General features: G+C 34.7%; 12 protein-coding genes. 4 read left to right on the top strand and 8 right to left on the bottom strand.

Annotation, left to right across the window (positions count from 1 at the left end):
• Window positions 1–3 precede the first annotated feature (3 nt).
• Window positions 4–1,047: an RluA family pseudouridine synthase gene (locus tag LZQ00_RS09640; protein ID WP_234509028.1), complete on the top strand. Its 1,044-nt coding sequence runs from the start codon at window positions 4–6 to the stop codon at window positions 1,045–1,047.
• Between the two features lie 14 nt (window positions 1,048–1,061).
• Complete coding sequence (locus LZQ00_RS09635) at window positions 1,062–1,922, top strand: aminotransferase class IV (protein ID WP_234509027.1); 861 nt, start codon at window positions 1,062–1,064, stop codon at window positions 1,920–1,922.
• Window positions 1,923–2,081: 159 nt separating this feature from the next.
• Here LZQ00_RS09635 and LZQ00_RS09630 read toward each other — a convergent pair whose 3' ends face one another.
• The 4 genes from LZQ00_RS09630 to LZQ00_RS09615 form a co-directional block, all read right to left on the bottom strand.
• A complete protein-coding gene (locus LZQ00_RS09630; protein ID WP_234509026.1) occupies window positions 2,082–3,512 on the bottom strand; it encodes an amino acid permease in 1,431 nt (476 codons plus the stop codon).
• Window positions 3,513–3,803: 291 nt separating this feature from the next.
• Complete coding sequence (locus LZQ00_RS09625) at window positions 3,804–3,974, bottom strand: hypothetical protein (protein WP_234509025.1); 171 nt, start codon at window positions 3,972–3,974, stop codon at window positions 3,804–3,806.
• 7 nt (window positions 3,975–3,981) lie between these two features.
• Complete coding sequence (feoB, locus tag LZQ00_RS09620; protein ID WP_234509024.1) at window positions 3,982–6,081, bottom strand: ferrous iron transport protein B; 2,100 nt, start codon at window positions 6,079–6,081, stop codon at window positions 3,982–3,984.
• The gene (locus LZQ00_RS09615) at window positions 6,082–6,321 is read right to left on the bottom strand and encodes a ferrous iron transport protein A (RefSeq protein WP_234509023.1); all 240 of its coding nucleotides are present in this window, start codon (window positions 6,319–6,321) and stop codon (window positions 6,082–6,084) included. It abuts the gene before it with no gap.
• A gap of 106 nt (window positions 6,322–6,427) precedes the next feature.
• Between LZQ00_RS09615 and LZQ00_RS09610 the strand changes: the two genes are divergently transcribed.
• Window positions 6,428–6,907, top strand: a complete 480-nt coding sequence (locus LZQ00_RS09610; RefSeq protein WP_234509022.1) for a MarR family winged helix-turn-helix transcriptional regulator — start codon at window positions 6,428–6,430, stop codon at window positions 6,905–6,907.
• Here the strand turns inward: LZQ00_RS09610 and LZQ00_RS09605 are convergent.
• On the bottom strand, window positions 6,904–7,695 hold the full coding sequence (locus LZQ00_RS09605) for a ZIP family metal transporter (RefSeq protein ID WP_234509021.1): 792 nt from the start codon (window positions 7,693–7,695) through the stop codon (window positions 6,904–6,906). The genes LZQ00_RS09610 and LZQ00_RS09605 overlap by 4 nt on opposite strands.
• Complete coding sequence (locus LZQ00_RS09600; RefSeq protein WP_234509020.1) at window positions 7,692–8,276, bottom strand: phosphatase PAP2 family protein; 585 nt, start codon at window positions 8,274–8,276, stop codon at window positions 7,692–7,694. The genes LZQ00_RS09605 and LZQ00_RS09600 overlap by 4 nt, the downstream gene beginning before the upstream one ends.
• 205 nt (window positions 8,277–8,481) lie before the next feature.
• Between LZQ00_RS09600 and glmM the strand changes: the two genes are divergently transcribed.
• Window positions 8,482–9,864 (top strand): phosphoglucosamine mutase, encoded by a 1,383-nt coding sequence (glmM, locus tag LZQ00_RS09595; RefSeq protein WP_234509019.1) that lies wholly within the window; start codon window positions 8,482–8,484, stop codon window positions 9,862–9,864.
• 101 nt (window positions 9,865–9,965) lie between these two features.
• Here the strand turns inward: glmM and LZQ00_RS09590 are convergent, their stop codons facing one another.
• Window positions 9,966–11,543 carry a M60 family metallopeptidase gene (locus tag LZQ00_RS09590; protein ID WP_234509018.1) on the bottom strand — a complete coding sequence of 526 codons (1,578 nt, stop codon included), beginning with the start codon at window positions 11,541–11,543 and terminating at the stop codon, window positions 9,966–9,968.
• Window positions 11,544–11,719: 176 nt separating this feature from the next.
• Window positions 11,720–14,890 carry an efflux RND transporter permease subunit gene (locus LZQ00_RS09585; RefSeq protein ID WP_234509017.1) on the bottom strand — a complete coding sequence of 1,057 codons (3,171 nt, stop codon included), beginning with the start codon at window positions 14,888–14,890 and terminating at the stop codon, window positions 11,720–11,722.
• Window positions 14,891–14,898: the final 8 nt, after the last annotated feature.

The raw sequence follows: 14,898 nt of genomic DNA, 5'->3' as shown, positions 1-14,898 counted from the left end.
ACGATGGCTGAAAATTTAGAGTTACAAGAACAAGATGAACAAGAACTATTCGAACATTTACGAATAGAGGTAGATAAAGGACAAGCATTATTGCGTATTGATAAATTCCTGATGAATAGAGTAGAGAATGCTTCTCGAAATAAGATTCAGGCTGCAATTGAAGCAGAATCTGTATTAGTAAATGATAAACCTGTAAAGGCAAGTTATAAAGTAAGACCTTTGGATATGATCACGGTCGTATTGCCTGATCCACCAAGAGATACTGAAGTTTATCCGGAAGATATTCCATTGGATATCGTTTTTGAAGATAACGATGTATTGATTGTCAACAAAGAATCAGGAATGGTTGTTCATCCTGGTTTTAATAATTATACAGGTACATTGGTCAATGCGTTAACGCACCACATTCAACAATTACCACAATTGCCAGGTAATTCGGATCGTCCAGGTTTGGTACATCGTATCGACAAGGATACTTCTGGTTTATTGGTAATTGCCAAGAATGAAAAAGCAATGACTTCTTTAGCCAAACAATTTTTTGATCATAGCATCACTAGAAAGTATGTTGCGCTAGTCTGGGGAGATATCAAAGAAGATGGTACGATAACAGGATACATTGGTCGACATGTGAAAGATAGACGCATTATGGCAATGTATGATAGTGAGGCGAATGGACGTTGGTCTGTCACACATTATCGTGTTTTGGAGCGTTTGGGATATGTTACCTTAATTGAATGTCAATTGGAAACAGGTAGAACACATCAAATTCGTGCGCATATGCAGTCTATCGGACATCCCTTATTTAATGATGCGATGTATGGGGGGGACAAGATTATAAAAGGAACTGTTTTTACAAAATATAAGCAATTTGTAGAAAATTGTTTTAAAATATTACCTCGACAAGCTCTTCATGCACAAGTTATTGGATTTGTACATCCAACAACAAAAGAAAATATCAAATTTGAAGTACCATTACCAGAAGATTTTCGTTTAGGATTAGAGAAATGGCGAAATTATGCTGCTTTATCAAAACCAATGGATGAATAATATTTAATACTTAAATGGCAACAACATATATCAATTTTAACGGAAATATTGTACCCGAAGATCAAGAAATCTTCTCCATAGAGAATAGAGCCGTACGCTATGGTGATGGATTGTTTGAGACAATGCTTTTTAAAGATGGTGAAATTAGGTTTTTATCATTTCATATGGAACGATTACAAAAAGGAATGATTGCATTACATTTTGACGATGTCAATTTGTTTGATGATTTTTTTGTTCGTTCTAAAGTGGAAGAGCTTATACGTAAAAATAATATGGTCGGACAACAGGTTCGTATTCGACTGATTGTTTTTAGAAAAGGAGGAGGGTTGTATAGTCCAAATTCAAATAAGCCATCTTATGTCTTTCAAGTAGCTCGACCTGAACCTAATCTTAAAGATAAGAAAATAGGGCTAATTGTTGATTTATATACCGAGTATAAAAAACCATTTAGTGATTTATCAAAAATTAAATCCCTCAACTCTCAAATTTATGTCTTAGCGGGTATCTATAAGAAGAAGATGGGATATGATGATGTCTTATTGTTAAATCAAGAAGGATATCTTTGTGAAGCATTAAGCTCTAATATTTTTGTACATTATGATAAGACATTATATACGCCAGCTATTTCAGAAGGATGTATTGAAGGTGTTATGCGTCGTGTTGTCATTGATATGGCGATAGACGAAGGGCTTGAAGTCGTGGAAGCACAGATCAGCCCACAGATCATGAAAGAAGCAGAAGAGATTTTCTTGACCAATGCCGTGCAAGGGGTTCAGTGGGTTATGGGGTATAAACAAAAACGATATTTTAATAAAATTTCCAGAATTTTACAAAACAAATTATTGACGTGGAACTACAATGATCCTGTTGAATAATCCCGATTGTTAAATGCTAATAAAAAAGAGTCTAGTAAAATTTATACTAGACTTTTTTTTGTTTTATATATAGCTTAAATATCTTGAAATTTCAACTACCCCCAATGTTCTTTTCTTTTTATAGGAATCTTTCGGAGGTTGAAAACAAGGTTGATTGTGTTATGCTTTCTTTGCTTTACTTCTTTTTACAAGGACATAAGAGATGTAAAGCAAAATCATCCATATCGGAATCAACTCTACTGGAAGTTTCATTCCTGTGATCCACATAATAATAAGAACTCCTGTCAAAAATAAAATACAGATATAATTACTTACGGGATAGAAAAATGATGGAAATTGCGTTTTAATATGCTGGTCCGATTTATTCTTCCTAAAGAAAAAATGCGTAATGGTGATCATAATCCAATTAATAATCAGAGAAGAGACAACCAACGACATTAATATTTCTAAAGCATCCTTAGGCATGATTTTATTGATGATAACACAGATAGCAGCGAATACTGCTGAAACTAAAATGGCGTTAATAGGGACCGAGTTCTTACTCAATTTATTTAAAAATTTAGGGGCATTCCCTTGCGCTGCTAATCCATATAGCATACGGCTATTACTGTAAACACTACTATTATAAACCGATAGTGCTGCGGTTAATACGATTATATTCAGAATATTGGCAATAATGCTCGTGAAGTATACGGTCTTTCCAAATAATGAAAATTGAAAACTTTTTAAGGAGTCAAATACAGTCACGAATGGACTGGTATCTGCTGTAATGCTCTTCCAAGGCGATAAAGAAAACAAAATTATCAATGCACCCACATAAAAGATGAGAATACGGTAGATCACTTGGTTTGTTGCCTTTGGAATATTTTTCTCTGGGTTTTCTGCTTCCGCAGCAGTAATACCCACTAACTCAAGACCTCCAAATGAAAACATGATCAAAGCCATAGCAGCAAGTAAACCTTGATACGAACCATTCTCTTGCTGTGATAACCATCCTTTTGGGAAAAAGCCACCGTCATTATATAGATTGGTTACAGAAGATGTTGGACTACCTGTACCGCTTATCAGTAAGTATGATCCGAATAATATCATGGCGATAATAGCCACAACTTTAATGATAGAAAACCAAAATTCAGCTTCTCCATATATCTTTACAGAAGCTAGATTTAATGCATTAATGACAATAAAAAAGAATAAACTAGATGTCCAAAGTGGTATTTCTGGCCACCAAAATTGGATATAGACACCAATCGCAGTTAATTCTGCCATGCTGACAAGTATATAGAGCACCCAATAATTCCATCCTGAAGCATAGCCTGCAAAGGCTCCCCAATATTTGTTCGCAAAGAAACTAAAGCTCCCGGATACAGGTTCTTCTACAACCATTTCTCCTAACTGACGCATAATAAAGAATGCAATAATCCCAGCTAATGCATACCCTAAAATAACGGAAGGTCCAGCTAATGTCGCTGCTTTACCAATACCCAAAAACAGTCCTGTTCCAATAGCTCCTCCTAATGCAATGAGCTGGATATGTCGATTTTTAAGACCTCTTTTTAATTCTTTGTTCTCTTGGAGATTCTGATCCACGATGCTATAATTTACGAAGTTAATATAGGACTAATATAGTGTTTATGTAGAGATTTTATGGATGCTAACGTAAGGAAAAAGGAATATATGTCCTTAAAAGGGGGACATTACGTTGATTTGAATGTAAACTTGATCTGTATTTTAAAAAATACAATCCATTTAATAAAAGCATTTATGAATCTGGGTAAATGAAAAACCGTTGCAATACTTATCACAACGGTTTTAAATTAATTTTTTACGATACCTCTAGGTGTTCAAACGATGTGATCGTCGAATGCAGCAGTCAGGTTATTATGAGTCGCTTTTTTGATGTATTTTAATCGATTGGTCTACATCACATTCACATCCTTTACCACAACTTTTTTTACCAGCGAAAGAAGCGCGCATGGATTTTGCAAAATATAGAATTGCAGCAATAATGATTACAGCAACAATTGTATATTGAATAGTTAAATTTGTCATGATCTTATTATTTTAAAATCTGAAAGGCAAACAGTGCTGCTATATAAGCAAGACCTGTCATAAAACCTGTCTGAATGAGTGTCCATTTCCAAGAGCCAGTTTCTTTTTTAACAATAGCAATGGTGCTCATACATTGCATTGCAAAAGCGTAAAATAATAACAATGAAACTCCTGATGCCAAATTATAGGCTGGCAACCCAGTATTCCTATTAATTTCACTCTTCATTTTACTCAAAATAGTTCTTTTTGAAGCTTCATCTTCAATATCAGCATCTTCTCCGATACTGTAAACGGTTGCCATTGTACCCACAAAAACTTCACGAGCAGCAAATGAGGATATCAAGCCGATTCCCATCTTCCAATCATAGCCCAAGGGTTCTACAACTGGCTCAATGACCATGCCTAAATACCCCAAATAAGAGTGTTCTACTTTGTAAGAGGAAATTTCATGTGCAAGATCATCTTCAGATAGGGTCGGATTGTTTTTAGTAACGATATCTGTTGCATTTTTAAATTTATCGCCAGGACCAAAACTACCCAATGCCCATAAGATAACAGATATTGCTAAAATAATCTTACCTGCACCAAGAACAAAGCTTGATGATTTATCCCAAACGTTTAAAAATAAATTTTTCCAGTCAGGTAGTTTGTAAGTTGGTAATTCAAAAATTAAAAACGATTTATGTTTCGATTTGATTATTTTACTTAATAGCCATGCCGAACCTAATGCGGCAACAATCCCTAGAATGTATAGGATAAACAGTATAATCCCTTGCAAATTGAATCCTAGATATTTTGTTTCAGGGATGACTAATCCAATAATAACAATATAAATAGGTAGACGGGCAGAACATGTCATAAAAGGAGTCACCAACATGGTCACTAAACGTTCTTTACTGTTCTCAATATTTCTTGCAGACATGACTGCTGGTACCGCACATGCTACTCCAGATATCAGCGGAATGACAGACTTTCCATTCAATCCAAATGGTCTTAACCATCTATCCATTAGAAATACAACGCGGCTCATGTAGCCCGTTTCTTCCATCAAAGAGATGAATATGTATAGAATAACAATTTGAGGAACAAAAATAACAATACCTCCAATACCTTTGATGATACCATTGGATAGTAAATCTGTCAGGGGACCAGTTGGTAGTGTCGCTTGTATGTAAGCTGCAAGATCACCAAATAAGGTGTCAATGAAATCCATAGCTGGACCTGACCAGGTGTAAATACCTTGAAAGATTAGAAATAATAAGCCAAAGAAAACAACATAACCAAAAAAAGGATGCAATAAAATTTTATCAATAGCATTGGTTTTACTTTTGACGTCATTATCCTTGGAAACAATGCCTTTTATGGACTGTTCGAGATTACTATTCCGTTTGATTGATTCTTCCTTTTGCAGTAATTGTGGCGTTAGGTTATACTTTAATCGTATAGCTGCTAAAGAATCATTCTTTTCTTTAGAAAGAAATTCCACATTTCCTTTTGCTAAATATTGCCAAGTACTATACTCATTTTCAAGTGGAAATAAGCGTTTTGATTCTTCTAAAGCAGGAAGGAAAGAAGCTGGAATATCAAAATTACTAATATATAATGGAGGTATTGAATCAAATTCTTTAATGAGTTTATCAATTCCCTCTCCAGTTCTAGCATTTGTTTGAAAGATTTTAGTCTTTAATAAAGATTCTAATTTTGGGATATCAATGCTTATTCCTTTCACCATCGCCTCATCAATCATATTAATGACGAAAATGGCAGGCAAACCTAGTTCTCTAGCTTGTTGATAAAGAATAATTGATCTTTTTAAGTTGGATGGCTCACCAACCACAACGATTAAATTAGGTTTTAAGACATTTTTTTGATCAACTAAAATATTAAATACAACTTCCTCATCCAAAGAGTTTGGGAATAAGGTATAGGTGCCTGGTAGATCAATAATTTTATATGTTTTATTATTTGCTGTTACAGACCCTTCACGTTTCTCAACAGTAATACCTGGATAATTTCCGACCTTCTGATTGAGTTTTGTAATACGATTAAAAAGCGATGTTTTACCCACATTTGGATTCCCCAAAAGTGCAATAATAGGATTGTTCATTTATTTTGAATCGATAATGATTACTTTGGCTTCAGATCTTCTGATAGCAACTAATGAGCTACTGGCAATTATATTTAGACAGATAGGGCCATTTAAGGGAGCAATATGTTTCACTTCAATTTCGGTGCCTGGAATAAATCCCATTTCATAAAACTTAGCTGGAATTTCATTTGAATTAAAATCAACTATGATCGCCTTTTTTCCCTTTTTTAGTGTGTCTAAGCTAGATATATTGCGCATTATTTATCGTATTATGTAGTTTTCAAATATAAGAATTTTATCTGATTTAGAATGATTCTAATGTAATTGTTGTGCATTTATGATAAATATGTGATATATTTAAATCATGAAAATTGATGAAGCTATACAACAAACAAAAAAATTTAGTACGGAATGGCAGAAGGCTGTTATCAATCTCGTGTATACAAGTAGTTGGGTAAGTGCAATTTTGGAAAAGCGAGCCGAACATAAACAAATTACATTAAGTCAATTCAATGTTCTCCGTATTTTGAGAGGTCAATATCCAAATCCAATCACGAATAATCTAATAAAATCTAGAATGTTAACGAATATGCCAGACATTTCAAGATTAATAGATCGATTGGTATTAAAAGGACTGGTTGATCGTTGCAAGTCAAATATTGATAAACGTGCTGTCAGCCTATTGATCACAGAAGCGGGACTTCAAGTATTACAAGAACTAGAAGAAGAAATGCTTTTGAATGATATTCTCCCTAAAAATATTTCTGAAGCAAATTGTAAACGATTAAATGAACTTTTGGATACTTTTAGAGGATGTTTAGAATCCGAATCTGAAAATAATTAGTGGTCGTGATCATGATTGATTTCTTGATGATTTTCTGCAGGATGTTCGTGATCATGACTATCAAATAAGAAATTCATAAGTGCAATTGCAACACCAACAAATACGGCAATCATTTTCTTTTTATTGAATTTGTGATGATCTGCAGACCCTGATTCAAACAGTATGGTTGTTGATATATGTAAAAATATACCAATAACGACAGCCATAATCTTATCAAAATATTGTTGAATATTTCCAATTTCACCAGTGCTGATTGCTTTACTAAAAGAGAATCCTAATGGTGTCATGGCAGCAAAAACAATTAATAGGGTGGTAATACTTTTCTTGGAGAGATGGGTACTAATTAATAAACTTCCCAATGCAAATGCAGCTGGAATATGATGAATGGCTATTCCAAAGACCAATTCTGTCTGATGAGTTGCGGCTAAAGGCATGCCCTCTAAGAATGCATGTAAACATAAACTAATCATGATACCCATTGGAAAAGCATGATGATGTCCTTCTTCGTGATGGATATGACCATGTTCTATTCCTTGAGAGAACTGTTCTAATATTAATTGAAATAAAAATCCTCCAAGTACATAAATACCTAATATTTCTGCATCTGTTGTACGTGTTTGATAGACATGTGGTATGAGATGTAAAACTGTAATAGCGAATAGATAAGCTCCACTGAACGATAGTATTAACTTAAGTAAGCTCGTGTTATTTCTTTTGACAAAGAATACGGCTAGCCCACTTGCTAGTGCAGAGATAAATAGAATACTTACTAAGATGATGGCGTTCATTTCGCTATTTCGGGATTAAAGAATTCGGGTTTTATCTTTTTAAAGATGTAACCAGTTGCTAGACCTATCAGTGTACCTAAAATAGCACCACACAGTACATCAAAAGGATAATGCACCCCTACATAAATTTGTGATATTGAAATTAAAGTAGCCCATGTAATACCTAGCCACATGGCATGTTTCCACCTTCTTTTAAATAATACAATCCAGAAAAAGGCTACCGCAAAATGATTCGTCGCATGAGAAGAAGTGAAACTAAAACCAGAACCACATCGAACACGAATATCCACTTCTTCTTTAAACTCGATATCGTTACATGGTCGTACGCGTTTGATAGACTTTTTAATCAAATGTGAAGATATCGCATCAGATGCACCAAATGTTGCTAATGTCATCACTACAATGAGAATTCCTGTTTTACCATATGTTTTAATGAAAAAAATGATTAAAAATAGATATAAGGGAGCCCATGTGTATGGATTTCTTAAAATGGGAAGTAGCCAATCAAATACAGGATTACTCAATCCTTGATTGATGGCTAAAAAAACATCTTGATCTATGTTTACAATTTGTTCAATCATGTGTATGTGTTAAAATTGAAATTCTGATAGAAAAATTCATCAATCTATCATTTCAAAAGTATAAATAATTTCAATTTAATCGTGTTATATATGTAAAAGAAACAATGTTGCAACAAAAGTATATTAATTATTTTACAAAAGGAAGCGCTTTATTATAAATATTTAGACTATTGTTTTATTTTTACAGAATAAACGTAATTGTAAGATGACTTTAATTAAATCAATATCTGGTATTAGAGGTACCATCGGAGGTCGTTCTGGAGAGGGACTAACACCTATCGATATCGTGAAATTCACCGCAGCTTATGGAAAAATCATTGTTAAGCAAACGGGTATCAATAAAATTGTAGTTGGTCGTGATGCTCGCGTATCTGGTGAAATGGTCAGTAACTTGGTTATTGGTACTTTACAAAGCATCGGTGTGGATGTGATTGATTTAGGTTTATCAACAACGCCTACTGTTGAGATTGCTGTCCCAAAAGAAAATGCTGGTGGCGGTATTATATTAACCGCTTCTCATAATCCAGGTCAGTGGAATGCTTTGAAACTTTTAAATGCTAAAGGTGAGTTTATCAACGATGCTGAAGGAAAAGAGGTACTAGCTTTAGGTGAAAGTTTAGATTTTGATTTTGCAGAATTTGAAAATCTAGGATCTGTAACGAAAGATGAGACCTATATGCAGAAGCATATTGATGATGTATTAGCATTAGATTTAGTAGATGCAGAGGCTGTCAAAAATGCAAATTTCAAAATAGCAGTAGATGCTGTAAACAGCTCTGGTGGATTATTTATACCCGCTTTGTTAGCAGCATTGGGTGTAGAGACAATTTATAAAATTCATTGTGAACCTGATGGTAAATTTTCACACAACCCTGAACCATTGAAAGAAAATCTAACGGATCTTTCTAAAGCAGTATTGGATAATGGTGCTGATTTAGGGATTGCTGTAGACCCAGATGTGGATCGACTAGTTTTTATGATGGAAGATGGTGACTTGTTTGGTGAAGAATATACTTTAGTAGCTGTTTCAGATTATATTTTACAACATACAAAAGGAAATACAGTATCTAACTTATCTTCAACGAGAGCATTACGCGACGTAACAGTAAAGCATGGTGGTCAATACTTTGCTGCTGCTGTAGGGGAGGTGAATGTTGTGACTAAGATGAAAGAGGTAGGTGCTGTTATTGGTGGAGAAGGTAATGGTGGTGTCATTTATCCAGCATCTCATTATGGTCGTGATTCTTTAGTAGGGGTAGCTATTTTCTTAACACATTTGGCTAAATTGGGTAAAAAAGTTTCTGCATATAGAGCAGAATTACCACAATATTTTATGTCTAAAAACAAGATTACTTTAACTCCTGAATTAGATATTGATCATCTATTAGCAAAAATGGAAGAAAAATATAAGCATGAGGATCATACGACTATTGATGGCTTGAAAATAGATTTTGCAAATGAATGGGTTCATTTACGTAAATCAAATACAGAGCCTATTATACGGATCTATTCAGAAGGGCCAACAGCAGAAGCTGCTGAAGCAATCGCACAAAAAATAATAGCTGAAATTGAAGAAATTATTAAATAAGATATATTTATAATTCTTATTAAGCCTCTAAAAACTACGTTTTTAGAGGCTTTTTTAGTCTTTGTAGTTGATATTTATTGCTCTCTTTTTGAATGATCCTATTAATCTTCCAATGTTGATATATCTATCTTTGGTTTAGGAAATTTCATTTTTTCTATTTCCTGTTTGCAAGTATTGACCATTTCCTGAGTCATCTCGTAATCGTATTTTCCATAATCGTCATAGGTAAACTTTCCTACATAAAAGAAACCATAAAGATTAAAAAAATCAGTTAGATCAGTTTTGGATACTTCACAAGCTGTTTTGATAAAGTTTAACTGATAAACAGCAGGGTTACTTCCACGCGACTCAGCCCATTCTCCTCGTGTATTTCTTTGTTCAGATTCTTGAGTACGCAATTTCTCGAATAGGTCAGGATAAAATGAAGGATTGTTTCCCTTCGAGGTAAAGTACAGTTGCAATTGCCAAAATGGAACTAAACGATTAAATACATCGGCGTCTTGTAAATAACTTATCTTACCATTTATGATGCTTTCTCTGGATTTTTTGTAACTCCCTAGTTCTGAAGCTCGACTTTTATTTCCATAAGAAGTGGTGACATACAAGGAAAATATATTGTTACTTACTTCCCCTAAACCACCCCAGTTGAAGTAAGGTCTCAGTTGATGTACATGTCCAACTTCGTGTGAGAACCCCCAACAAGGATCACCTTTTATAACACGAGCTGGGTCAACGACAAGTGGCATAGCATTACCTGGATTTGTTCCCATATAAGCAACGCCATCTCCATCACGAAACATATAATAATTATAATTGACACGAGCAAGAATTTTATTATCAGGTACTTTATTATATTTAATAAGTCCCATAATACGATGTTGTCTGGAAATAAGAGAGTCATAGTTGCTAATCAACTCAACTCCTTTTCCATAAGCATATTTTTTAATGTCAGCGGCAGGATAGGCAATCTGAATATGCTTACCCTTTGCATCTACGATGGGATAAACAGCATGATCAACCAAATTATTCCAATCTTGATCATTATTTTTACGAATATCAAAATAACCATTTACTTGGCTTCCGATAAAATGAACCGATATTGGAGTCTCTTTGGTTGGTTCATCAGAAAAATAATCGATATAAGCTAATCCGTCAAAGTCTTTTACATCAATGATATTTACACCGTTTCGCAATTTGAATTCTTGCTTGATAATACCCCAGCCTTTAGGATCTTTTGTTGGATCCGTTCCTTCTGGAGCATGTCTGTTCCAATTTGGAATAACCAGTTTAATAGTCTTATCACCATCAATGTGATCTACAGATACAATGTGACGACCGATAGGAAGGTATATACCCGTCATATTTTCGTATTTACTGTATCCATCACCAATCATTAATTGGCCACCTAAAGCATCTGGATTTAATAAAGCGCTATAATTTGCTAATCGATAATGATTATCGTATTTATTTTGCAAGATAGACAACGCCACTTCTTTAATCTGTGGATTTTGAATTTTAGCTAAATCGGATTTTTTAATCCCCTTTCTTAGTTTTTCCGCTAATGGTGTTTCAAAAACTTGTAAATCTTTATAAACATTAGCATAATCTTGAGCAGACTGACCCTTTAAAGTGGTTATTGCACATGTGAGCACTAACAAAGGCATAAACTTCATTATCATTTTTAGAATTATTAGGTTAATGAGCTAAAGTATAGATTTATTGACATATTTTATAAATTCCTTTGTAAGAATCTTGTGTATATTATTGTAGGATAGTAACGTGTTGTATATCAGTGGAAAAAAAGAAAGCCTTTCAAATTTACTTGAAAGGCTTTCTGATATGGAATAAGGATATTTTAATGAGCTGATAAATTTTTAGCTTTTTCCTCGTCAAAGGAAGCTTCTAATTCGGCTAGTTTCTTTTTACCATAGGCCAATCGTGTAATCACAACGAATAATACTGGTACAATAAAGATTGCTAAAATTGTTGCTGCTGTCATACCACCAAACACAGTCCAGCCAATTGTTTGACGGGAAATGGCACCAGCACCTTTGGACAACATCAAAGGTATAATACCTAAAATGAATGCAAATGAGGTCATGATAATTGGACGCAGACGAAGCTTAACCGCATCTAGCGTTGCTTCATATAGATTCATACCAATGTCAACACGTTCTTTAGCAAATTCGACAATCAGAATAGCATTTTTAGCAGCTAAACCAATAATGGCAACTAAACCAATCTGAGCATAGATATTATTATCTAATGTTGGAATTAACGTCAATGTTAAGATCGCTCCGAATACGCCAAGAGGTACAGATAATAAGATTGAAAATGGAACCGACCAACTTTCATATAATGCTGCCAATAATAAAAATACAAACAAAATACATAAGCCAAAGATCATGACGGTCATATTCCCAGACTTGGTTTCTTGTAATGCCAATCCAGAGAAATCATAACTATAACCATTTGGCAATGTTTCTGCGGCCACTTCTTGTAGCGCTTTAATCGCATCTCCCGAAGAGAAGCCAGGAGCAGCACTACCACTAACTTCAATACTTCTAAAGATATTATAGTGATTGATAATTGCAGGATTTTGAACCAAATTCCAAGTGACCAATGCACTCAATGGAACAGATTCTCCTCTTGTATTATTAACATATAATTTATTAATGTCTTCAATATTCATCCTATAATTTTGATCAGCTTGTGTCACCACACGGAAATTACGCCCATATCGACTAAAGTCATTGACATAGGATGATCCGAGGTATGCGGATACAGTAGCATAAATCGTTGAAATGGGAACACCCATTTTTTTAGCCTGCTCTCTATTGACCGATAACTTATAATTTGGTGTTTTGGAATTGAATAGGGTATAAGCCATTCCAATTTCAGGACGTTGATTAGCAGCTGCTAAAAACTTACCAACAACACTTTCAAAAACTTTAATGTCAACTGTTTGTTGATCTTGAATCATTAAACTGAAACCTCCAGAAGTACCCAAACCTGGAATGGCAGGAGGCGTAACAGCGAGTACACGCGCTTTATTATAAGTCGCATACTTACCCATGATACCTCCTGTAATTTGAGCTGCGGTACGCGCTCTTTCACCCCAAGGTTTTAATGAAACGAAAACGGTAGCCGCATTGGATTGGAAAGCACGATTTAAAATATTAATACCTGAAATAGCTGTAATATGTTTTATCTCAGGATAATCTGCTCTTAAATCTTTTTCAATCTCCTTAAGAATCTCGTTGGTACGTGTACTTGATGATCCTTCTGGTAAGGTAACACCAGCAAAGAACATTCCGTTATCTTCTCCTGGGATAAATCCTGTAGGTTTAGCACTAAACATATATCCTGTACCGATGAAGATACACAGTAAAATAATTAAAACTAATGGTGCTTTTTTTATACATTGTTTTACGCCATTAGAATATTTATTGGTTACTTTTTCGAACCATATGTTGAACTTGTGAAAGAATTTATTCAGACCTTTTGCTTCAGCATGTACTGCTGTTGGTTTTAACAAAATCGAACATAAAGCAGGGGTTAATGACAAGGCGATAAATGCCGATAACATAACGGAAACTGCAATTGTAATCGAGAACTGTTGATACAATTGACCAACCATACCTGGAATAAAACCTACGGGAACGAATACCGCTGCCAAGATTAAAGCGATCGCAATAACTGGTGCTGTAATATCCTTCATTGCCCTACGCGTGGCTTCTACAGCCGACATTTTATAATGATCGATATAATGCTGCACAGCCTCTACGACGACAATTGCGTCATCGACCACAATACCAATAGCAAGTACGAACGCTAATAAAGTCAAATTATTGATGGAGAAACCAAACAATAAAAAGAAAATAAAGGTACCAACAATGGATACTGGGATTGCTAATACTGGGATTAATGTAGCTCTCCAAGATTGTAAGAAAAAGAATACAACTAATGTAACTAATATTAAGGCCTCAATTAAGGTATGAACAACCGATTCAATAGAAGCATTTACGACAGAAATTGTTTCATAACCGACAATGTAATCCACATCTTCAGGGAAAGATTTTTTTAACTTTTCTAAAGATGCGTATATACCTTCCGCCGTTTGTACAGCATTACCTCCAGGAGTTTGTGCAATTAACATACCCGTAGAGATCATACCATTCACGCTAGTACCTGTTGCATAACTGAATTGACCCAATTCTACTTTGGCGACGTCTTTTAACAAAACAATAGATCCATCTGTATTCGATTTAACAATGATTTCTTCAAAGTCTTGTACAGATGATAAATCTGAATCTGTGATAACAGGATATTCAAATACTTGATCAGACTTTTGCGGAGTGGCTCCTACAGATCCTCCTGGGATTCTTAAGTTCTGTTCCGAGATAGCAGCAGATACATCCGCAGGTGTTAAATTTAAGTTTGTTAATTTATTTGCATCTAACCAAACCCGCATAGAGAAGGGTTGACCAAATGCGGTAACATCACCAACTCCTTGAACCCTTAAAAGGGCATCTTTAATGTATAAGTTGACATAGTTATCTAGAAATTTAGCATCACGTGTGCCTTTTGGTGACACTAATGATACTAACATTAGAATATCAGTATTGGCTTTACGCGTCGTTACCCCTAATCTTCTAACAGCCTCAGGTAAGGCTGGCTCAGCAATACCTACGCGATTTTGAACATCTAATGTTGCAATATCAATATCAGTACCCACTTCAAAGGTAACTGTAATCTGCGACTGTCCATTGGATGTACTATTTGAAGACATATAAAGCATGCCTGGAGTACCATTAATTTGACTCTCAATAGGGGTTGTTACTGTTTGCTCAACAGTTTGAGCATCAGCACCGGTATAATTTGCTGTTACAGAAACTGTTGGAGGAGCTACAGATGGGTATTGACTAATGGGCAAAGACACAATTGCGATTCCACCTATGATCATAATCAATAGGGAAATAACAATGGCTGTGACTGGCCTTTTTATAAAAACTTCTGAAATCATATTTATCG

Source organism: Sphingobacterium sp. SRCM116780 (genome assembly GCF_021442025.1).
GTDB lineage: Bacteria > Bacteroidota > Bacteroidia > Sphingobacteriales > Sphingobacteriaceae > Sphingobacterium.
This window is presented reverse-complemented; position numbering and strand designations above follow the sequence as displayed.

Bases quoted from the DNA above. Each gene is read 5' to 3' on its own strand.
- LZQ00_RS09635 (WP_234509027.1), top strand. From the start codon at position 1,062: ATGGCAACAACATATATCAATTTTAACGGAAATATTGTACCCGAAGAT.
- LZQ00_RS09585 (WP_234509017.1), bottom strand. From the start codon at position 14,890: ATGATTTCAGAAGTTTTTATAAAAAGGCCAGTCACAGCCATTGTTATT.
- LZQ00_RS09610 (WP_234509022.1), top strand. From the start codon at position 6,428: ATGAAAATTGATGAAGCTATACAACAAACAAAAAAATTTAGTACGGAA.
- LZQ00_RS09605 (WP_234509021.1), bottom strand. From the start codon at position 7,695: ATGAACGCCATCATCTTAGTAAGTATTCTATTTATCTCTGCACTAGCA.
- LZQ00_RS09600 (WP_234509020.1), bottom strand. From the start codon at position 8,276: ATGATTGAACAAATTGTAAACATAGATCAAGATGTTTTTTTAGCCATC.
- LZQ00_RS09615 (WP_234509023.1), bottom strand. From the start codon at position 6,321: ATGCGCAATATATCTAGCTTAGACACACTAAAAAAGGGAAAAAAGGCG.
- LZQ00_RS09640 (WP_234509028.1), top strand. From the start codon at position 4: ATGGCTGAAAATTTAGAGTTACAAGAACAAGATGAACAAGAACTATTC.
- LZQ00_RS09625 (WP_234509025.1), bottom strand. From the start codon at position 3,974: ATGACAAATTTAACTATTCAATATACAATTGTTGCTGTAATCATTATT.
- LZQ00_RS09590 (WP_234509018.1), bottom strand. From the start codon at position 11,543: ATGATAATGAAGTTTATGCCTTTGTTAGTGCTCACATGTGCAATAACC.
- glmM (WP_234509019.1), top strand. From the start codon at position 8,482: ATGACTTTAATTAAATCAATATCTGGTATTAGAGGTACCATCGGAGGT.
- feoB (WP_234509024.1), bottom strand. From the start codon at position 6,081: ATGAACAATCCTATTATTGCACTTTTGGGGAATCCAAATGTGGGTAAA.